Source organism: Actinomyces massiliensis 4401292, assembly GCF_000269805.1.
Lineage (GTDB): Bacteria > Actinomycetota > Actinomycetes > Actinomycetales > Actinomycetaceae > Actinomyces > Actinomyces massiliensis.
The window spans coordinates 217,910-237,855 of sequence record NZ_JH711482.1; the positions used below are offsets into that span (position 1 = coordinate 217,910).

A 19,946-nucleotide genomic window follows, 5' to 3' on the forward strand; every position below is an offset into this window, starting at 1 on the left:
TCTGATCACCTTGGCAGAAGCCTCGACGAGCGGAGAGCGCACCCGGCATAGGATCGAAGACGGCGTCCGCCCGTCTCGCGGTGCGCCCCGACGGGCACCGGCTCAGTGCCCCACACGGAAGGAACCCAGCACCGTGCTGCGAACCCGCACCGCAGGCTCCCTGCGCGCCTCCGACATCGGCCAGGTCGTCACCCTCACAGGTTGGGTGGACCGCCGCCGCGACCATGGGGGCGTGGCCTTCATCGACCTGCGCGACGCCTCGGGCATCGCCCAGGTGGTGATCCGCGAGGAGGTCGCCCACGACCTGCGCGCCGAGTACGTCCTGGCCGTCACCGGCGAGGTCACGGCCCGGCCCGAGGGCAACGCGAACCCCAATCTGCCCACGGGCGAGATTGAGGTCGTGGTCTCCGACGTCGAGATCCTCAACGTGGCCGCCCCGCTGCCCTTCCAGGTCTCCGACCACGCCGAGGACGCCGGCCAGGTGGGGGAGGAGGCCCGCCTGCGCTACCGCTACCTGGACCTGCGCCGCAGCCCCATGCAGCGCGCCATCCGCCTGCGCTCCAAGGTCAGCCAGGCCGCGCGCCGGGTCCTGGACTCTCACGACTTCGTCGAGATCGAGACCCCGACCCTGACCCGCTCCACGCCCGAGGGGGCGAGGGACTTCCTGGTGCCCGCACGGCTGGCGCCCGGCTCCTGGTACGCCCTGCCCCAGAGCCCCCAGCTCTTCAAGCAGCTGCTCATGGTCGCCGGAATGGAGCGCTACTACCAGATCGCCCGCTGCTACCGCGACGAGGACTTCCGGGCCGACCGCCAGCCCGAGTTCACCCAGCTGGACGTGGAGATGAGCTTCGTCGAGCAGGATGACGTCATCGCCGTCGCCGAGGACGTTCTGCGCGAGGTATGGGCCCTCATCGGCTACGAGCTGCCCACCCCCATCCCGCGGATGACCTACCGCGACGCCATGGAGAAGTACGGCTCGGACAAGCCCGACCTGCGCTTCGGCCTGGAGCTGGTGGATCTGACCGACTACTTCAAGGGAACTTCCTTCCGGGTCTTCCAGAACCCCTACGTCGGCGCCGTGGTCATGCCCGGCGGCGCCTCCCAGTCGCGCCGGACCTTCGACGCCTGGCAGGAGTGGGCCAAGCAGCGCGGCGCCAAGGGCCTGGCCTACGTCACTGTGGGTGAGGACGAGACGCTGGGCGGGCCCGTCGCCAAGAACATCTCCGAGGCCGAGCGCGAAGGCCTGGCCGAGGCCGTAGGCGCTGAGCCCGGAGACTGCATCTTCTTCGCCGCGGGCACCGTGGACGCTTCCCGAGCCCTGCTGGGTGCCGCTCGCCTGGAGGTGGGGCGGCGCTGCGGTCTCATCGACGACGACGCGTGGTCCTTCGTATGGGTGGTGGATGCACCCCTGTTCAAGCCGTCCGCCGAGGCGCGCGCCGAAGGCGACGTGGCCCTGGGCAAGTCGGCCTGGACGGCCGTGCACCACGCCTTCACCTCGCCCAAGCCCGAGTGCCTGGACACCTTCGATGATGACCCGGGCAGCGCCCTGGCCTACGCCTACGACATCGTGTGCAACGGAAACGAGATTGGCGGTGGGTCCATCCGTATCCACCGCAGCGATGTCCAGGAGCGCGTCTTCACAGTCATGGGCATCAGCGAGGCCGAGGCCCAGGAGAAGTTCGGCTTCCTGCTGGACGCCTTCAAGTTCGGCGCCCCGCCGCACGGGGGCATCGCCTTCGGGTGGGACCGCATCGTCTCCCTGCTGACCAAGGCCGAATCGATCCGCGACGTCATCGCCTTCCCCAAGTCCGGGGGCGGCTACGACCCGCTGACCGAGGCGCCGGCTCCGATCACTCCCGAGCAGCGCAAGGAGGCAGGAGTCGACGCCGAGCCCGGGAATTCGGAGTAAACACATAGAGCCTGACTGATCGAGTCGTGGGGGAGCGTCCCTTGAGGATGCTCCCCCACAATGCTGTTAATTGCTAATGATGCGCTGGCAATGTGGTTTTTTAAAAGCTTTATGTTAGACAGTACTAAAAATTTTTACCAGGATGATCAACAATGTGTGTTATATATTCGTAACCTGTGACTGCTGGCACGTGCTGTATTCTTTCGGCCATGCCTGACCACAGTGGGCGGCGAGCGAGTTCTGAAAGCAGGAAGATTATGGACGATCTGGATGTAGATCCGAGCGAATCGAATGAGCCGGTTATGCCCCCTGTTGTGTATGTCCCATGTGCTGTTGACGACCATGATGAACGGCATGCGGTGCTGCGTTATACCAATGATGGGCGTATAGCACTGCCGGTCTACACCGCTTTGGATAGGCTTCACACGTGTGCGGGGGACGTCCCCTGGGCGCTGATGGACTGGGCCGGCTTGGAGCGGATTCAAGAAGAAGAATCATTTGATCTGATTATTCAAGATATTTATATTCCGGAGGATATTCGATGAATGGATCGGTCACTAAAGTTTCTTCGAGTGCATCCGATTCCGCTGTCAGTCGACTGCAGGGCGCTCGTGATGGTATTACGGGGCTCGGGGAAGCGGTGCCCGCATCGGTCGATGCGGGAGAAGTGCAGGAAGACATCTCTGGCGCAGTATATTATATTTTTTCCAAAATGAGCCTCATCTCTACATCGATAGAGCAAGCGTCGACAGGTCTTCAGAACGCGAATTCGAATTTTGAGGCACAGGACTCCGCAACAGCTGAAGCGACTCCGGGGAGGGCTGCGCGATGACGATCGAGACCGATATTCCTGGTGATGCGGCGGGAATTATGTCCCTGGGGTCGTGGCTCACCGCGAATCCGGGTGGCGCGGTGACAGGCGCGGGCGATGCCTTCGCTGATGCGAAGTCGTTGATCGGATCTGAATGGGAGGGCGCCACTGCCGATGCTTTCATCTCCTCAGCCGGCCGATCGGTACAAGACTGTGACGATCTCGGTGAGTTGATTACGTCCACATCCTCAGCTATCACCGATTATGGTTGCGCCTTGAAATCTGTACAGGAAAAAATGTCAGGTATACGGGCGCAGGCAGCGGCTCAAGGTCTAACAGTTTCTGGGACGACGATATCCATGCCGACTGATGTAAATGCCTCTGACCAAAGTAAATTAAATTCCGCGTATGAAGACGCTTCTGTTCAGGCTGCTGACGCTCGTCGGGCTTACACTGAGGCGAAATCTACATTGCAATCACTGCTGCCCCAGGGTCAAGGAGGTGATAAGAGTGGTTTTGGTGCTGAAGATGCCGGTAATATTTATAAATTGTTCAGCATCGCCTTTGAAGGAGGTTCAAAGGCCTTGGTGGGCACCGCTTCAATTATAATCGGACGGTCAGTGTTGCAGCAAGGTGGAAAGCTTATCTCTGATGCGGCAAGACTTTCTGATGCGGTGCTAAAGGATCCAATAGGGTTTGGTGGTGCCAAATTTGCTAACGAGGCGCTCAATCATGCTGGTGCAATGAAAAATGAGGGTAATAATATAGTAGCCAAAATGGCGAAGGAAGGTGCGAAATTCAAAGTAGAAGCACCTTCATTCCTTGCGAAAGCCGGCAAAAGACTCCCGCTCGTCGGGCTGGCTGTTGGAACAGGCGTTGATCTCGCGAATGGTGAAAGCCCGTTGCAGGCAGGTGTTTCCAACACTGCTGCCACGGTAGTTGGAGTCGGGGCGGGAGGGATCGCCGAGGCGGGCTCAACCATTTTAGCATCAGCGGCGTTGGGCGCTGCAGGCGGCTCCGTTGTTCCTGGCGTTGGTACTGCTGTTGGCTTGGCGGCGGGATTTGTTGCCGGTACCGCAGCGGCGATCTTCACCGATAAGACGGTCGATTCCATGATGGAGGATCATCAGGGTGTTGGTCATGCTATGAGGGAGGGTGGCGAGGCTGTTAAGGATACAGCTTGCGATATTGGAAAATCAGTATGGAAAGGAGCAAAATGGCTGGCAGGTGCAGGATGATGGACAATGAATAATCCTGAAGTTACGCCGATCGCGGTTGCTGGAATCGTCTTTCTGGCAGTCTTCGGAGTCTTGATCGCGTATATGGGGGTCAATGAAGATCTGCCAAACTTTACGCTTATGGGAACATCATTGTTCATCTTGTCTGTATCGGGATCTGTCTCCCTATTAATTGACCGCTTTGCTTCGCGAGCCATGCCGAAATCACGCATCGCTAGAATAGAAGATGGTGTGGCTATGCGGCCACATCGAGTATCCACTGTGCGCCTCGCGTTAAATGCATTGGGTGCTTCTTCATCCGTAACATTTCTGGCATCTTTTGTTCCCATCGTGAGGGTCTTCCCGGGTTCGCTCTTCACCATGGTAATCGATGTGCCCATTTTTGTTGGTCTTCTTCTCTTCGTATTTTTTATGCTGCGGAGGCGCTATTCTGTGGGTCCAATATTTTTTGGTTTTCATGGTTTCGCCTGGTCCGTATATGGGTGGTCTTTCTCCGTGGGATGGAATGATCTTCTCTGGATTAATTCGTTTGGAGATTGGCGACAATCTCCCCATTATGTCACGATCGCTACGTATCCCGGAGCCATCGTTGCGAGGCCTAAGGTTCCCCGTTTCGTCTATCACCGCCGTGTACCATGGGAAAATGTGGCTCCTGGAATGCAAGCTCTTGACATTCAGTGTGGACCTCAGTTTTTGGACGTCCCTCCGATGTATGTGGAGAACCTGATCAGGTTCTTCATTGAGCATCCCGAAGACCGCGTCAGGCTCTCCCAACAAGAAGGGTTGGAATTGGTCCAGAGTTTTTTCATGGACGGAGCTCAGGACGACGCCACGCACAACCTGACCGCAAGCAGAGAAGAGGACATGTGGGGAGGTGTGCTGTAATATCTTACGTGCCTGAAAAGCGGAATTATCAGGATCACTCCTATCGTCGGAAAATTGGTAAGGGTGACCGGTTTGGTAGCTGGGCTGCCATCCTCTGCATGCCTGCGGTGTCGGTTTTTATAGTGACAGCATTTTTTTTCTGGGATTCGAGAGCGACGCTTAATAATTTCGCTCTTGCGGCGGGTGCCTTGATCCTGTTCGGTAGTATTTTGCACGCTAATGGTGAGTGGCAAGAATACTTCGTGGTCGAGTCTTATTTAACCTGGTATCCTCTCGTCGAAAAGAATGTTGAAGGGGTTTTCCTAAAAGGGGGGGCAGGGCCGGACAATCTACTCCCGCCATTGCTCAGAAGCGCTGGATTATCAATCGGAGTGCTGGGATTTTCTGTCTTGCTCGAGTCTGGGGAAGAGTATATTCCTGTGGAGATCACCATCGGCTTCTTTCTTGCTGTCGCAGGGCTTACTATCTGGGCCATAAGCCTATGGTCGAAGCGTCGCCAGCGCTCCCTGTATCCAGGTGACATTGTCGTCAATGAAAAGGGGCTGAGCCAACAGTACGGTAGGCGCAAGGCTGCGGCCAGGTGGGAAGACCTTAATGGCAGATTTACGCTGGTCAAGACTCGTCGAAATGAAATAATTTTAAAGCTTGCGTTGCGCCCGGCCCCGGGGTGGAAGTCGTCAATAGATCTGTGGGTCTCACCAGTAACATCCAATGCATCTATTCTGGTCGATCTGGTCCGTTTGTGCTACCGAGATCCATCAATGCGGGATACGGCGGCCCTCTACTCGAGGTTCTCTGGATTCCTGTTGCCCTAGGTGGCGATTTGGATGAACATCCTACGTTCTGAGAGAGCGCACGATTGGAGCCGCCCTGCACGGCTCAATAAAATGGCTGAGGCCATCGCCGACCGGGCGTCCTGCGCCGGTGCTTCTGACGTCCCTTGAGAAGGCTTATCTGCCGTCCAGGTCCCCATCCGTTCGGCTGGGCGGCGGGCATAGAAAAGGCCCAGGACCATTCGGGTCCTGGGCCTTTCCACTGAAGCGCGGCGCCTCTTGAAGCGCGACGCCTCTCAGGCCGCGTGGTGGCAGGTGGCGCAGCTGCAGTCCTCGCAGGTGCAGGAGGAGCAGGAGTCCGAGCAGTGCTCACAGCTGCAGGTGTTGTGGTTGCAGGTGGGGCAGCTGCAGTCCGTGCACTCGCACACGGCGCAGGAGTCCGAGCAGTGCTCACAGGAACAGGTGTCGCACTCGTCGTAGTGGCCGTTGTCCTCGCGGTGGGCGTGGCCGTCGTGGATGTAGTCGACGTGGTCGTTGTGGATGACGGCGAGGTGACCGCAGTCCGGACCGTGCGTGTGGTGGTGGGCCTCAGCGGGGCGGTGCTCAGTGGTGGCAGTCATGATCGTGCTCCTTGGTATGTCTGAGTGCGTCGAGGAAGATCGACGTGACGTGGTCATCGATGAGGGAGTAGCTGTTCCTCCTGCCGTCACGGACGGCCTCCACCAGGTGGGCTTCCCTCAGTACCCGCAAATGATGCGAGACCAGCGGTTGAGAGGCCTCTAGAAGCTCGACGAGCTCGGTAACGTCCGCGGGTGATTCGGTCAGTCGGTAGACGATGCTTGCCCTCATCGGGTGTGCGAGTGCCTTGAACAGGTGAACGACTGGGGAGTCGTTCCTCAGGAGCGCCCCAGATGGCGTCTCGGCATCTCGCATAAGACTATTTTTATATCAAAGAATCTTGATGTCAAGTGGGCGTGCGCTTCCCGACGCCTCCGGTGCTGGGCTCCGGTAGCTGAGGCAGTGTGTGTGGTCGAGTGCTCGGATGGTCGCCTGCCAAGGGTTGAGGTGTCCGGATTCGAGGGCATGAGCCTCTGGCGAGCCTACGTCAAGCTCGCCTTCAGGCTCGACGGGGCCGGTGCCTGCGCCGGAAGCCGATCAGGGCAACGGTCAAAGCAATCGGCCACAGCAGCATGGGGGAGTAGCACAGGGCAAAGATGATGGTCTGCGTGGTGCTCATGCCCTGGGCGGGGGTCCATCCCGGCGGCTGTTGGAGCAGCGCTATTGGGAACAGGGTCGCTACGCTGAAGATGATGATGTATAGAAGTGCATTCCCCAGTGCGCCTGCCATGAGGGGCAGCTTGGGGTTAATGCCCCTGCTGCCCAGGACCGGCACCCACCTCGGCACTTCTTCGCCCCATCGGCGGCACAGTCCGAGGCAGAGCAGAGCTGAGCCGATTTGGACCAGCTCCAGGACCACGACGTAAGCGATCGCCCCTGCGCTCTCGCGGTAGCGGTAGGCCTGGCCGAACCCCACATCCGCTCCTACCATCATCGCCACCCGCCAGGCCGCGGAGGGTAACGCGCTCAGAAAGGCCAGCCAGCAGGCGGCCCTTGCCCAGGGCTGGACCGGTGGCGAGGGGGAAGGGGTAATCAACGGAAATAGACTAGAAATTCTAGAACGCATATTCAAAAATTAACTTGTACCCTCCCCCTATGGCAAGACCCGCGAAGTTCAGCCTTGATGACCTGCTCGACGCTGCCGGTCGCGTCCTCCTGGAGAAGGGGCGCGATATCACCATGGCTCAGATCGCCGATGCCGCGGGCGCCCCGACCGGTTCGGTCTACCACCGCTTCGCATCTCGCGAGGAGCTCCTCATCCGCTTGTGGTTGCGATCCATCAAACGATTCCAAGTCGGCTTCATCCGTGCTGGGGAGCGGGAGGAGGCGCGGCGCGCCGTGATCGAGATGGCGCTGTGCGTGCCGCGGTTCTGCCGCAAGCATCCGGCCGATGCCAAGGCGACGACGCTCTACCGGCAGGAGGACTTGCTCGCCACCACCAGCGGCGACTTGCGCAACGAGGTCGAGTCCCTCAACGAGGACATTGATGCCGTTACCGAAAACCTGGGGGTGCGGCGCTATGGGACGATCAACGAGCGCCGTCGGGCGCTGCTGTACGTTGCGACGCGGATAAGCCCCTACGGCCTCGTGCGTCCCTTCATCGGTGCGGAGATCCCCTCCTGGATCGACGATGCCGTTGCGGCCAGCGCTGGAGCGATCGCCGACTTGGGCGATGAGTCATAGCCGGAGCTGTGTGAGCGCAGTCACCAGAGGTAGGCTGAAGGCATGTCACGTTATATCGAGTTGCACCCGGTCAACCCACAGGCACGTCTGGTCGAGAAGGTGGTGGACAAGCTGCGTGAGGGCGGCTTGATCGCCTATCCCACCGACTCGGGCTACGCCCTGGCCTGTGCTCCTGGGAATAAGGAGGGGCTGGACCGCATCCGCGCTATTCGTCAGCTCGACAGCAAACACAATTTCACGTTCGTGTGTGCCAGCTTCGCCCAAGTCGGTCCGGTGGCGATCGTCGGGAACAACGCCTTCCGCCTCATCAAGCGCCTGACCCCCGGGCCGTGGACCTTCATCCTCAAGGGCACCAAGGACGTGCCCAGGATGACGCTCAATCCGAAGAAGCACACGCTGGGCGTGCGCATCCCGAACCATGCGATCACCCAGGCCCTCGTCGCCGGCTTCGACGCCCCCATCCTGTCGTCGACCCTCATCCGCCCCGGGCAGACCGAGCCGGAGAGCTCGGGGTGGGAGGTTGAAGATGCTCTCGGGCACCTGATCGACATCGTCATCGAGGGCCCTGTGACGTCCACTGAGTCCACCACCGTCGTCGATCTCACCGATGACGCCCCCGAGGTCGTGCGCGAGGGGGCGGGGGACATCTCTCTGCTGTGAGCCGGTACCGGGGCCGGTCGGGAGAACTGACAGCTCCGGATCGGCCCCGGTCAAGACCTCGGTGCCGGAGGGAGGGCCGGGCGCGCCCGTAACTCGGGCTGCTGATTCAGTCGACTCAGTGGACTCGGCGCTGAACCTACTGCTGACTCATTGCCGACTCAGACTGCGGCCGAGGGCCTCGTGCTCATCCCCAGGTCCGCTGCCTCCTCCGCTTCTTCCGTGTAGCGATCGCGCATGTTCTGCAGGAAGCCCGGCGCCCACCAGTTCCAACGTCCGAGCAGGCTCATGATCGCGGGCACCAGGAGCATTCGCACCACGGTGGCGTCCAGCGCCACCATGACCGCAAGGGCCAGGCCGATCTCCTTGACGATGAGCAAGTCGCCCGATACGAAACCGAGGAAGACGATCATCATGATGAGGGCTGCTGAGGTCACGACTCCCCCTGACCGCTGCAGCCCCCTCTCGACCGCAGTGTTGTTGTCGTCTCCGCCGTCCCAGTACTCCTTGATCCTGGCCAGGATGAAGACCTCGTAGTCCATCGCCAGGCCGAAGCCCACGCCGACCGCTGTCACGATCACATACGCCTCGACTCCGCCGATCGGGGTGAAGCCGAGCAGCCCACTGAGGTGGCCGTCTTGGAACACCCACACCAGGACGCCGAGTGACGCCGCCAATGAGATCGTGTTGATCAGCAGCGCCTTGAACGGCACGAGCACGGAGCCGGTCATGAGGAACAGGAGCACGAAGGACGCCGCCACCAGCAGCCCGACCGCCCAGGGCAGCCCATGAATAATGATCTGATGGAAGTCGTACTGGCTGGCGGCCTGGCCCGTGACCCAGGCGTCGGCAGGCGCGTCGAGAGCCAGGATCCCGGCGACGGCGTGCTCGGCGGTGACTGAGGAGGCGTCGCCTTCGAGATCGAGGTACACCACGGTGTAGTCGCCGGCCGTCGCCAATCGGAGCACCTGAACAACACCGTCCGTTGAAGCCACCTGGTCGTTGATGTACGACGTGACCCGTTCTCCGGTCGCGGCCACAATGAGTGTGGCGTCCTCCTCCGCGGCCGTCGAATAATCGGTCTGCAGAGCCGTCAAGTACGTTCGCTGATCGGATTGGGGCGGTAGAAGCTCGGTGGTGGAGGTCAGCATGTGCAGCCCGCGCAACGGTGAGGCCAGCACCACCAGCAGTGCCACGCAGGCGACGAGGACTACCCAGGGCATTCGGTGGACCTGTCGGGCGACCCAGGAGAACATCCCGGATTCGGGGGTGATGCCGCCTGTTGGCCGCCGGCGCGCGGTCGATCTCAGGAGTCGCTGGGGAAGGGATGGGTGCAGGAGCCTTCGCCCCAGAAGCACCAGCAGAGCTGGAACCAGCGTCAGGGCCGCGGCGATGGCGATCAGAACGACGGCCATGCCCGCTACACCGATGGACCACAGGATGTTGGTTCCCATGAGCACCAGGCCCAGCAGCGCCACGGCCACTGTCAGTCCGGAGAACAGCACAGTGCGCCCGGCTGTGGCCAGCGTCGTCGTCATGCACTGGGCGATGAGCGGATCGCGCCGACCGGTGCGTCGTCGACGCAGGCGTCCGTCCCACGTGGATTCGATGTCATCGCGGTTGCGGGCGAGCTCCTCGCGGTAGCGAGAGGTCAATAACAGCCCGTAGTCGATGGACAGCCCCAGGCCGATGACCGAGATGATGATCACGACGAAGGACTGCAGATCGGTGAAGAAACTCAGCGCGTACAGCACGCCCAGGGAGCCGGCGATCGACGCCAGCGCGCCGATCAGGGGCATGCCCGCCACGAGAAAGCCTCCGAAGACCAGCACCATGACCAGCAGCGCCAGGGGCAGGGCGATGATCTCTCCCCGGATCAGGTCCTTCTCGACCTGGTCGTTGACCGTCTGCGACATGAGCGCCTTGTCGGAGACGACGCCGGTCGCATCCGGACTGATGGAGTGCAGCTCATCGGGGATCGCGCGCAGTCGCTCCTCGACCTTGTGCGTCACGGCGGCGACTTCCTCCGCATAGGCCTTGTCGCTGGCAGAGGCGACCTTGTCACCGTTGGGGTTGACGGTCACGATCATGAGGAAGCCGTCCAGCTCTGTGGACGCCAGGGCCTGTGCCGCGGGCTCGGAGAGCATGCCGGGAACGACGAAGGGATCCAGGACATTCTGCTCGCCCACCAGGGCCCGCAGATCCGTGTGCGCTCCAGTCAGGGCGGAAGCGACCTCCTTCTGGACCCCCGTGTCCGAGATGTCGATGCCGGTGACCAGCAGGCTCACGGTTTGCGAGTCGCCGGCCAGAGTACGCAGGATCTGCTCGCCTTGGGCGCTCTGAGTGCCCGAAGCCGACGAGTTGCCCGCCTCGAGCCGTCCGAACAGGCCGGTTCCGCCCGGACCGCCCAGCGAAAGAGCGAGAAGCGTGACAGCGAGCACCGCCCATGTACCGACGACGTACCAGGCGTCCTTGACGACGCGACGGGAGAGCCAGACGAGCATGACTGCATTGTCGCAGACCCATGCCCCCATGTTGTTGAAGGATCGCCCGCTGATCCGAGGCTCGTGTCCGGCTTCCGGCGCCGATGCGGCCCTGAACGCTCTCGATGCTGGGGATGCTGGGGATGCTGGGGGATGTTGTGAATACTGCGACGCTGCGGGCGCTGCGGAGGGTTTAGGGTCTGCGGGTATGGACCTGTTCGAGAGCGCCGGAACAGACGATGCCGGACTTCCGATGGACGCCCGCGCTCCGCTGGCCGTGCGCATGCGTCCGCGCTCCTTGGATGAGGTCGTCGGTCAGGATCATCTGCTCGCACCCGGGTCGCCTCTGCGCCGCCTCGTCGACGTGCCCCAAGGTCAGGAGCGCGGCGCGGGTGTGTCGAGCATTGTCCTGTGGGGGCCTCCGGGTACGGGGAAGACGACCTTGGCCTATCTCGTCGCCAGGGGCAGCGGGCGCCGCTTCGTCGAACTGTCGGCGGTGAGCGCAGGGGTCAAGGACATCCGCCAGGTCGTGACGGATGCCAGGCGCAGGCTCGCCGGCGGCGAGGAGACCGTGCTCTTCGTCGATGAGGTTCACCGCTTCTCGCGCTCCCAGCAGGATGCCCTGTTGCCCAGCGTCGAGAATCGCTGGGTCACCCTCGTCGCCGCCACCACGGAGAACCCGAGTTTCACCGTGGTCTCGCCGCTCCTGTCCCGATCCCTGCTGCTCACTCTTCAGCCGCTGGGCGCCGAGGCGGTCCGCGCATTGGTGGATCGTGCAGTCATCGACGAGCGCGGACTGCGCGGCGAGGTCGTCGTCGATGATGATGCTCGTGAGCAGATCGTGCGCATGGCCGGATCGGATGCGCGCAAGTCGTTGACCATTCTCGAGGCCGCGGCCGGTGCGGTCCTGACGGAGGACGCATCGGCCCAGGAGCCGGCGTCGGTCGCAACGGATCGGGGTGACGATCGGCCCCTGCCCCGTGTCTCCCTGGAGGATGTCGAGCGCGCCGTCGATGTTGCCGCCGTGCGTTATGACCGGCAGGGGGATCAGCACTACGACGTCGTGAGCGCATTCATCAAATCCATGCGCGGTTCTGATCCCGATGCCACCCTTCACTACCTGGCGCGAATGGTGGCGGCCGGCGAGGATCCCCGCTACATCGCGCGGCGCATCACGATCCAAGCGGCCGAGGATGTGGGCCTGGCCGATCCCACCGTGCTGTCCACCGCGGTGGCCGCCCAGCAGGCGGTCGCCCTCATCGGGATGCCCGAGGCGCAACTGGTCCTGGCCGAGGCCGCCCTGGCGGTCGCCACCGCGCCGAAGTCGAATGCGGTCACGGTCGGCATCGGCCAGGCTCTGGCGGATGTGCGCGCGGGCGAGGGCACTCATGTCCCGCTCCACCTCCGTGACGCCCACTACGCGGGTGCCGAGCGCATGGGGCATGGCCAGGGCTACCTGTATCCGCACGACTTCCCGCACGGCGTCGTCGCTCAGCGCTACCTGCCCGATGAGCTGGCCGGACGCCGCTACTACGAGCCGACCGGCAACGGCTTCGAGAAGCAACTCGCCTCCCGGGTCGAGGCTGTGCGCCGCATCCTGGATCAGCGATGAGCGAGGCGGCCGCATCACCCTCCTCCAGGGGCGGCGCCATGCGCAGGACCGGTCTGGTTCTGGCCACGGGAGTGTGCGCCGGGTTCCTGTCCGGCCTGTTCGGCGTGGGCGGGGGATTGGTGATCGTTCCCGCGCTCATGAGCGTGCTCGGCATGAGCCAGCGCAGGGCTGCGGCCACCTCTCTGGCCGCCATCGTGCTGACCGCCGTCACCGGTTCGGCCTCCTACGGCATCCGCGGCGAGGTCTCGCTCCCCGCTGCGGGTCTCCTCGTCGTGGGCGCGCTCGTCGGCGCGCAGGGCGGTGTTCTGGCGCTGCGACGCCTGCCCGAACGCGTGCTGCCCTGGATCTTCATCGGCTTCGCAGTCCTCGTGGCCGTCTCCATGCGACTGCGCGTGCCCGTTCGCGAGGCGGCGCTCACGCTTGACGGGCCGCGCGCCATCGCGCTGATCGCCGTCGGAGCAGTCGCCGGCATCCTGTCGGGACTCGTCGGTGTGGGCGGGGGCAGTGTCATTGTGCCCGGTCTCGAGCTCGTCATCGGTGTGGGCGACCTTCTCGCCCGGGGCACTTCGCTGCTCGTCATGATCCCGACCGCGGTCACTGGAACATGGACCAATCTCAAGCACGGCATCGTGGACCTGACGTCCGGATTGCTCGTCGGAATCGGAGCGGTGATCGCCGCCCCGGTCGGAGTCGCGGTGGCCGCCCGCATCAGTCCGGCAACGGGATCCGTCCTGTTCGACCTCTTCCTCGTGAGCGTCGTCATCAACATGCTGCGCAAGGAGCGTGCTCGTCAGCGCGCCCGAGCCGCAGCGGTGAGCACGAGCTTGAGGCCTCATGACTGAGGATCAGCTCACAACCCGGGATTGTGAGATGCGGTTCGCGGCCAACGGTCGGTAGAGTTCCCGCGCTGCCGCTGTGCGCGGCTGCTGTCCTGGGGTCTCGGCCGAACACGGCTACCACAGCGAATACAGGCTGACCCCGTGCCGCGGGCGCCCGTCCGTGACATGCGATCCATTCCGACAGGAAGAAGAACTCATGAGCTCCTCCCGCTCCCGCCGCCAGGTGCGTCTGTCCCGCGCTCTCGGCATTCCGCTCACCCCCAAGGCCGTGCGCTACTTCGAGAAGCGCCCCTACGGTCCGGGCGAGCACGGTCGCGCCCGTCGTCGCGCCGAATCCGACTACGCCGTCCGTCTGAAGGAGAAGCAGCGCCTGCGCGCTCAGTACGGCATCCGGGAGGCGCAGCTGCAGCGCGTCTTCAAGGAGGCCAGGCGTGAGAAGGGACTGACCGGTGAGTCCCTGGTTGAGCTGCTCGAGATGCGCCTGGACGCCCTGGTGCTTCGCTCGGGCTTCGCCCGGACCATCGCCCAGGCTCGCCAGGTTGTGGTTCACCGTCACATCCTTGTCGACGGAAGGGTTGTCGACCGCCCCTCCTTCCGCGTCAAGCCGGGGCAGACCATCCAGGTGCGCCCGCGCTCCCAGGTGATGACGCCTTTCCAGATCGCCGCCGCCGGCACCCACCGCGACGTCCTTCCCCCCGTGCCCGATTACCTCAAGGTCGAGCTGGAGAAGCTGTCCGCCACGCTCGTGCGCCGGCCCAAGCGCGATGAGGTCCCCGTGACCTGTGACGTCCAGATGGTCGTTGAGTACTACTCTCGCTGATCTCCGCGTCATCAGATGTGATGCCCCGGACCGTTCGCCGGTTCGGGGCATCGCTGCATTTCGCGGTACTCTCACTTCGGCTCTCTCCCGCTCGGCTCTCGACGGCCCCTGGATGCAGTTGCCGCTCATACACGACACACACTGCGAGGAACTCCATGCGCACCTCTGAGATCCGTACTCGCTGGCTCGATTACTTCGCCGCGAACGACCACGAGATCCGTCCCTCCGTGCCCCTGGTCTCCCCGGAGCCCTCGATCCTGTTCACCGTGGCGGGCATGGTTCCGTTCATCCCCTACATCCTGGGCACCGAACCCGCGCCGTGGCCCCGGGCCGCCAGTGTGCAGAAGTGCATCCGCACCAACGACATCGACAATGTCGGCAAGACCACTCGGCACGGAACGTTCTTCCAGATGAACGGCAACTTCTCCTTCGGCGATTACTTCAAGGAGGGGGCGATCGACTACGCCTGGAATCTGCTGACCGGTTCCACGGACGAGGGCGGCTACGGTCTGGACGGCGACCGCCTGTGGATGACGATCTGGGAGAAGGATCAGGTCTCCTTCGATCACTGGACCCGGGTCATCGGGGTCCCGGCCGAACGCGTCCAGAAGCTCCCGTTCGAGGAGATCTCCTGGTCCACGGGGCAGCCGGGACCGGCCGGCTCCTGCTGCGAAATCCACTACGACCGCGGCTCCGCCTACGGCCCGGACGGGGGCCCGGAGGTCGACGTGCAGGGAGACCGCTTCCTGGAGATCTGGAACCTCGTCTTCGACGAGTTCGTGCGCGGCGAGGGCAAGGGGCACGACTTCGAGCTGGTGGGCAAGCTCGACCGGACCGCGATCGATACCGGTGCCGGTCTGGAGCGCCTCGCCTTCCTCCTGCAGGACAAGCCCAACATGTATGAGATCGATGAGGTGTATCCGGTCATCGCTGCCGCTCAGGAGATGTCCGGGAGAACCTACGGTCTCGGCGCGGCCGGCCCTGAGGCGGGCGATGCCTACCATGACGATGTGCGCATGCGGGTGGTTGCCGACCACGTGCGCTCTTCGCTCATGCTCATCGGCGACGGCGTGCGCCCGGGCAATGACGGGCGCGGTTACGTGCTCCGCCGTCTTATCCGCCGCGCGGTGCGCTCGATGCGGCTGCTGGGTGTGGATTCCGCCTCATTGCCAACACTTCTGACCGTGTCGAAGGAGGCGATGAAGGCCTCCTACCCGGAGCTCGACACCAACTGGTCCACTATCTCCGAGGTCGCTTACGCCGAGGAGGACGCCTTCCGCCGGACCCTGACCGCGGGTACGACCATTCTGGACACAGCGGTGGCCGAGGCCAAGAATCGATCCGGCAGGCCCGTACTGGCCGGCGACCGCGCCTTCGCCCTCCACGACACCTATGGTTTCCCCATCGACTTGACTCTGGAGATGGCCGCCGAGCAGGGCGTGGAAGTCGATGAGGACGGATTCCGCGTCCTCATGGAGGAGCAGAGGGAGCGCGCCCGCGCTGACTCCCGCGCCAAGAAGACCGGCTTGAGCGACGTGCGCGTCTTCCACGAGATTCAGAAGTCCATGGGGGGGCCTTCGATTTTCCTGGGTTACACCGAGTCGGCGGCCGACGCCGTCGTCACCGGTCTACTCGTCGATGGCGGGCCCCAGCCCGTCGCCACCGCTCCGGCCGAGGTCGAGGTCGTGCTGGACCGAACCCCGTTCTACGCCGAAATGGGCGGCCAGCTCGCCGATCACGGCACCATCCGCCTGGCCGACGGGGGCGTCATCGAGGTTCTCGACGTCCAGGCGCCAGTCAAGGGGCTGTTCGTCCATCGCGGCACTCTCACCGAGGGCACGGCGGCCGTGGGGGAGCGCGCCTACGCAGAGATCGATGCTGTGCGTCGCCTGGCCATCGCGCGGGCGCACACCTCCACGCACATGGTCTATGCAGGCCTGCGCCACGTGGTCTCCCCGGACGCCCCGCAGGCCGGCTCCGAGAACTCGCCGGCACGACTCCGCTTCGACTTCCGCCACTCCTCGGCAGTCAGCGGCACTCAGATGGACGACATCGAGTCACTGGTCAACGACAAGGTGGCCGAGGACCTCGTGGTGGCCACTGAGGTGATGCCACTGGAGGAGGCCCGCCGGCAGGGCGCCATCGCCCTATTCGGTGAGAAGTACGGCAAGGACGTGCGCGTGGTCACCATCGGTGAGAACTTCGATAAGGAGCTGTGCGGCGGAACCCACGTGCCCTCCACCGGTCATATCGGTCGGATCGCGCTGCTCTCCGAAGGCTCCATCGGCTCGGGCGTGCGGCGCATCGACGCCCTCGTGGCGGACTCGGCCTATCGCTTCCAGCACAAGGAGCACGCGCTGGTCTCCCAGTTGTCCACCCTGGTGGGAGGGCGACCCGAGGAGTTGCCGGGGCGTGTGGAATCCCTCATGAGCCGCCTGAAGGAGGCCGAGAAGAAGCTCGCCGCCGCCCAGCAGGCCGCACTGGCCTCGCGCGCTGCGGAGATCGCGGCCTCGGCCACCCGTGAGGGCGACTTCCTTCTGGTGACCGCAGACGTGGGCGCCGTTGGCTCGGCTGACGCGTTGCGCAGCCTGGCTCTGGACGTGCGCGGGCGCTTGGCCGACTCCGAGCCCGTGGTCGTCGCGGTGGCGGGCACGGCCGGCGACCGGCCCCTCGTGGTGGCCACCACCAACGCCGCCGCCCGCGCCGTCGGGGCCAAGGCGGGAGCGCTCGTGCGCACCGCCGCAGCTGTTCTCGGCGGCGGCGGCGGGGGCAAGGACGATCTCGCGCAGGGAGGCGGACAGGACGTTCGCAAGATCGACGCCGCCCTGGCGGCGATCGCCGGCGAGCTCGTGTGAGCGCGGGGCGACGTGCGCTCTGGGGCTCGGCTGGCTTTCGACGTCGGCAAGGTGCGAATCGGTGTGGCCCGGTGCGATGCGCAGGCCATTCTCTCGGTACCGGTAATGACACTGAAACGTGACCGTTTCGGGGCTGAGCTTGAGGAGGCTGCCGATCTGATCGAGGAGTACGATGCCATTGAGGCGATCGTCGGTCTGCCACGTCGTATGAATGGCGGTTCGTCGGCCTCGACCGAGGACGCCCGGAGGTGGGCACACGAGTTGGCACAGGTCACATCAATGAGCGTGCGTCTGGTAGACGAGCGGTTGTCCACTGTGACGGCCCACCGAGAGCTTCACGAATCCGGTCGAACGGAGGCGAGTTTTCGGAAGGTCGTTGATCAGGCTGCGGCTGTGGTTATCCTCGATCAAGCCCTTGATATAGAGCGAATGACGAACGCCCCGGCGGGCGAGCTCGTCCCCCCGATCCGGAGAGACAGATAGTGAGCCAGGACGACGATTTCTTCACTCAGCTGGGTATTGAGCCGCGTGAACCCAACCAGGCCGCGGGCGGTCGTCTCGATGCGACTCGTACTCAGCGTCGGGAGGAGCGTGTTCGGCGCCGCAAGAAGCGCAGGCGCCGGCTGATCACCGTCCTCATCCTGGTGCTCGTTCTCTCAGTTGCGGGCGGGGTCGGCTTTATGGCCTACTGGAATAGCGGAATCGCCTCCCTTATAACCGGACCCCAGGACTACGAGGGCGCCGGCGAGGGGGAGGTCGTCGTTGAGATCCCCGATGGCTCCTCTGGCAAGGACATTGCCCAGATCCTCGCGGACGCCGGTGTCGTGAAGACCGCCGGCGCCTTCGCGAACGCCTATGCGAAGAACGCCAACTCCGGGAACATCCAGCCGGGCACCTACACGCTGCGCAGTGGCATGTCGGCGGATAACGCCGTGGCCATGCTGCTGGACCCGGCATCGAAGTCCGATCACACCATGAACATCTCCGAGGGGGCGACGAAGGCTCAGGTCAAGGAGCGCCTCAAGAGTGTCGGCCACTACACGGACGCGCAGGTCGAGGAGGCCTTCGGCGCCACCGATGCCATCGGCCTGCCCGAAGCGGCCAACGGCAACGTCGAGGGATGGCTCGCGCCTGGAACCTACGATATTGCCGATGACGCCTCGGCGACCGACATTGTCGCCTCAATGGTCTCCACCACCATCGAAGGCTTGAAGGATCTGGGCGTGGCGAAGGCGGACTATGAGTCCGTGCTGACCAAGGCCTCGATTGTGGAGCGCGAGGCCACCCCTGAGTACTACGGGAAAGTCGCCCGGGTCATCGACAACCGTTTGCGGGACACCGATGGGCCGACCCGCGGTTATCTTCAGATGGATTCCACTGTTCTGTACGGAGTGGGACGTTCGGGTGGAATCCCAACGGCCGATCAGATCGCCGATGCCTCCAACGCCTACAACACCTATGCCCACGAGGGTCTGCCTCCCAGCCCGATCGGCAACCCCGGCAAAGAGACCATCAAGTCGGTGCTCAACCCCGAGGCGGGCGACTGGCTGTACTTCGTCACGGTCGATCTCGACACCGGGGAGACGCTCTTCGCCACCACCCATGAGGAGCAGGAGGAGAACAAGAAGAAATTCGACGCCTACTGCGAGGCGCACAACGACACGTGTTACGGCAGCAGCTCCAGTCCGGGGCCGAAGCCCTCGGCCACGCCCAAGCCTCCGGAGGCCTCGGCCGGGACGGACGGCTGACCGCCGTGACCACTCCAGGGTCCGGCGACTCGGCGCGCCGTGCGGCCGTCATCGGTCTGCCCGTCGCGCACTCTCTGTCTCCGGTGCTGCACCGAGCCGCATACAGAATGCTCGGACTGGAGGGGTGGATGTACGACCTGTGGGAAGTGAACCCGGAGCATCTGCCCGCGATACTGGCTGAGGTCGCTGCTCCGAGCACCACTGAGCCCGCTTGGGCGGGCTTGAGCGTGACTATGCCGCACAAGCAGACAGTGCTTCCCATGCTCGACGCCGTCGACCCGCTGGCCACTGTGGCCGGTGCGGTCAACACCGTCGTCGCCCAGCGTGCGGGAACCGGGAGGGCGCTGCTGACCGGTTTCAATACCGACGTCGCCGGGATCGTCGGTGCTCTGCGGGAAGCGGCGCCGGCGGATGCGGATGACGGCACCGCTGCCGGCGGTGGAGCGCGGGCCCTGGTGCTCGGGTCGGGAGCGACCGCATGCTCGGCACTCGCAGCCCTGGCCGAGATCGGCGCCACGGATCTGGTCGTGGCCGCTCGCCGGCATGCGGGTCCTGGACGTGCCGCGGCAGCAGCGCATCGCATGGGCCTGGATGTCACCCTTCTGACCTGGAATCCCGGAGACGCCAAGTCCGATCAGACTGTCGCCGAGGCCTGCGCACGTGCCGACATCGTCGTGTCGACGCTGCCTGCGGGCGCCGCCGACATGCTCGTCGAGCCGTTGGCGGCGGCCCTCGACCCCAGGGGAGCGGCTCGCGCCATCATGCTCGACGTCGTGTACGCGTCGTGGCCCACACCGCTGGCCGCCACCTGGATGGCCACCGGCAGGCATGCGGTGCCCGGCTGGCTCATGCTGCTCCACCAGGCCGTGCCGCAAGTCGCGCTCATGACCGGGCTCACCCCGCCGATTGCGCCCATGCGAGAGGCCCTCGAGAACGCTGTGGCTGATCGCTGAGTCTCGCCAGGCCTTGCAGAGGCGAATCCTGCGTGATCTGGCGCCCAGCGGTGCCACGATGC

Annotated in this window: 18 protein-coding genes; 14 read left to right on the forward strand and 4 right to left on the reverse strand. The window is 63.9% G+C overall.

Translation table 11 applies throughout. The features are described 5' to 3' along the window. Positions 1–133: 133 nt before the first annotated feature. The 5 genes from aspS to W5W_RS16155 all read left to right on the forward strand — a co-directional run bounded on the left by aspS (position 134) and on the right by W5W_RS16155 (position 5,658). Positions 134–1,909 (forward strand): aspartate--tRNA ligase, encoded by a 1,776-nt coding sequence (gene aspS, locus W5W_RS0109385; protein WP_017195217.1) that lies wholly within the window; start codon positions 134–136, stop codon positions 1,907–1,909. Positions 1,910–2,118: 209 nt separating this feature from the next. Then, complete coding sequence (locus tag W5W_RS15745) at positions 2,119–2,454, forward strand: SAV_915 family protein (protein ID WP_198430137.1); 336 nt, start codon at positions 2,119–2,121, stop codon at positions 2,452–2,454. A 283-nt stretch (positions 2,455–2,737) separates the two neighbouring features. Further along, positions 2,738–3,958 (forward strand): hypothetical protein, encoded by a 1,221-nt coding sequence (locus W5W_RS16145; RefSeq protein ID WP_154650318.1) that lies wholly within the window; start codon positions 2,738–2,740, stop codon positions 3,956–3,958. Positions 3,959–3,964: 6 nt separating this feature from the next. Continuing rightward, the gene (locus W5W_RS16150) at positions 3,965–4,843 is read left to right on the forward strand and encodes a hypothetical protein (RefSeq protein WP_008730031.1); all 879 of its coding nucleotides are present in this window, start codon (positions 3,965–3,967) and stop codon (positions 4,841–4,843) included. 8 nt (positions 4,844–4,851) lie between these two features. Continuing rightward, entirely contained in the window at positions 4,852–5,658 is an 807-nt protein-coding gene (locus tag W5W_RS16155; RefSeq protein WP_154650319.1) for a hypothetical protein, read from the forward strand. Positions 5,659–5,912: 254 nt separating this feature from the next. Here W5W_RS16155 and W5W_RS15750 read toward each other — a convergent pair whose 3' ends face one another. The 3 genes from W5W_RS15750 to W5W_RS0109405 all read right to left on the reverse strand — a co-directional run bounded on the left by W5W_RS15750 (position 5,913) and on the right by W5W_RS0109405 (position 7,150). Further along, positions 5,913–6,236, reverse strand: a complete 324-nt coding sequence (locus W5W_RS15750; protein WP_081486238.1) for a hypothetical protein — start codon at positions 6,234–6,236, stop codon at positions 5,913–5,915. Next, positions 6,220–6,549 (reverse strand): ArsR/SmtB family transcription factor, encoded by a 330-nt coding sequence (locus W5W_RS0109400; RefSeq protein ID WP_017195219.1) that lies wholly within the window; start codon positions 6,547–6,549, stop codon positions 6,220–6,222. Before W5W_RS0109400 ends, W5W_RS15750 begins: the two co-directional genes overlap by 17 nt. Positions 6,550–6,733: 184 nt before the next feature. Further along, on the reverse strand, positions 6,734–7,150 hold the full coding sequence (locus W5W_RS0109405) for a hypothetical protein (RefSeq protein WP_008730002.1): 417 nt from the start codon (positions 7,148–7,150) through the stop codon (positions 6,734–6,736). A 179-nt stretch (positions 7,151–7,329) separates the two neighbouring features. Between W5W_RS0109405 and W5W_RS0109410 the strand changes: the two genes are divergently transcribed. Both W5W_RS0109410 and W5W_RS0109415 read left to right on the forward strand, forming a co-directional pair. Next, entirely contained in the window at positions 7,330–7,917 is a 588-nt protein-coding gene (locus W5W_RS0109410; protein ID WP_017195220.1) for a TetR/AcrR family transcriptional regulator, read from the forward strand. 42 nt (positions 7,918–7,959) lie between these two features. Next, entirely contained in the window at positions 7,960–8,577 is a 618-nt protein-coding gene (locus tag W5W_RS0109415) for an L-threonylcarbamoyladenylate synthase (protein ID WP_017195221.1), read from the forward strand. Between the two features lie 158 nt (positions 8,578–8,735). On the opposite strand, the gene W5W_RS0109420 is transcribed toward W5W_RS0109415, so the two are convergent. Beyond that, positions 8,736–11,078 carry an MMPL family transporter gene (locus tag W5W_RS0109420; protein ID WP_008730057.1) on the reverse strand — a complete coding sequence of 781 codons (2,343 nt, stop codon included), beginning with the start codon at positions 11,076–11,078 and terminating at the stop codon, positions 8,736–8,738. A gap of 187 nt (positions 11,079–11,265) precedes the next feature. On the opposite strand from W5W_RS0109420, the gene W5W_RS0109425 reads away from it, so the two are divergent. The 7 genes from W5W_RS0109425 (at position 11,266) to W5W_RS0109455 (ending at position 19,884) form a co-directional block, all read left to right on the forward strand. After that, positions 11,266–12,669 carry a replication-associated recombination protein A gene (locus tag W5W_RS0109425; protein ID WP_017195223.1) on the forward strand — a complete coding sequence of 468 codons (1,404 nt, stop codon included), beginning with the start codon at positions 11,266–11,268 and terminating at the stop codon, positions 12,667–12,669. Next, positions 12,666–13,511, forward strand: coding sequence for a sulfite exporter TauE/SafE family protein (locus tag W5W_RS0109430; RefSeq protein WP_017195224.1), 846 nt, complete (start codon positions 12,666–12,668; stop codon positions 13,509–13,511). Before W5W_RS0109425 ends, W5W_RS0109430 begins: the two co-directional genes overlap by 4 nt. 193 nt (positions 13,512–13,704) lie before the next feature. Further along, positions 13,705–14,328 (forward strand): 30S ribosomal protein S4, encoded by a 624-nt coding sequence (gene rpsD, locus W5W_RS0109435; RefSeq protein ID WP_017195225.1) that lies wholly within the window; start codon positions 13,705–13,707, stop codon positions 14,326–14,328. 155 nt (positions 14,329–14,483) lie between these two features. Next, on the forward strand, positions 14,484–17,183 hold the full coding sequence (gene alaS / locus W5W_RS0109440; protein ID WP_017195226.1) for an alanine--tRNA ligase: 2,700 nt from the start codon (positions 14,484–14,486) through the stop codon (positions 17,181–17,183). Between the two features lie 12 nt (positions 17,184–17,195). Further along, a complete protein-coding gene (gene ruvX, locus W5W_RS0109445; RefSeq protein ID WP_017195227.1) occupies positions 17,196–17,666 on the forward strand; it encodes a Holliday junction resolvase RuvX in 471 nt (156 codons plus the stop codon). After that, positions 17,666–18,931 carry an endolytic transglycosylase MltG gene (gene mltG, locus W5W_RS0109450; RefSeq protein ID WP_008730025.1) on the forward strand — a complete coding sequence of 422 codons (1,266 nt, stop codon included), beginning with the start codon at positions 17,666–17,668 and terminating at the stop codon, positions 18,929–18,931. The genes ruvX and mltG overlap by 1 nt, the downstream gene beginning before the upstream one ends. 5 nt (positions 18,932–18,936) lie before the next feature. Then, entirely contained in the window at positions 18,937–19,884 is a 948-nt protein-coding gene (locus tag W5W_RS0109455) for a shikimate dehydrogenase (protein WP_029574222.1), read from the forward strand. Positions 19,885–19,946 lie beyond the last annotated feature (62 nt).

Excerpts from the sequence above, each read along its gene's own strand:
- W5W_RS15745 (WP_198430137.1), top strand. The coding sequence starts at position 2,119 with ATGCCTGACCACAGTGGGCGGCGAGCGAGTTCTGAAAGCAGGAAGATT.
- W5W_RS16145 (WP_154650318.1), top strand. The coding sequence starts at position 2,738 with ATGACGATCGAGACCGATATTCCTGGTGATGCGGCGGGAATTATGTCC.
- W5W_RS16150 (WP_008730031.1), top strand. The coding sequence starts at position 3,965 with ATGAATAATCCTGAAGTTACGCCGATCGCGGTTGCTGGAATCGTCTTT.
- W5W_RS15750 (WP_081486238.1), bottom strand. The coding sequence starts at position 6,236 with ATGACTGCCACCACTGAGCACCGCCCCGCTGAGGCCCACCACCACACG.
- W5W_RS0109400 (WP_017195219.1), bottom strand. The coding sequence starts at position 6,549 with ATGCGAGATGCCGAGACGCCATCTGGGGCGCTCCTGAGGAACGACTCC.
- W5W_RS0109410 (WP_017195220.1), top strand. The coding sequence starts at position 7,330 with ATGGCAAGACCCGCGAAGTTCAGCCTTGATGACCTGCTCGACGCTGCC.
- W5W_RS0109415 (WP_017195221.1), top strand. The coding sequence starts at position 7,960 with ATGTCACGTTATATCGAGTTGCACCCGGTCAACCCACAGGCACGTCTG.
- W5W_RS0109420 (WP_008730057.1), bottom strand. The coding sequence starts at position 11,078 with ATGCTCGTCTGGCTCTCCCGTCGCGTCGTCAAGGACGCCTGGTACGTC.
- W5W_RS0109425 (WP_017195223.1), top strand. The coding sequence starts at position 11,266 with ATGGACCTGTTCGAGAGCGCCGGAACAGACGATGCCGGACTTCCGATG.
- W5W_RS0109430 (WP_017195224.1), top strand. The coding sequence starts at position 12,666 with ATGAGCGAGGCGGCCGCATCACCCTCCTCCAGGGGCGGCGCCATGCGC.
- rpsD (WP_017195225.1), top strand. The coding sequence starts at position 13,705 with ATGAGCTCCTCCCGCTCCCGCCGCCAGGTGCGTCTGTCCCGCGCTCTC.
- alaS (WP_017195226.1), top strand. The coding sequence starts at position 14,484 with ATGCGCACCTCTGAGATCCGTACTCGCTGGCTCGATTACTTCGCCGCG.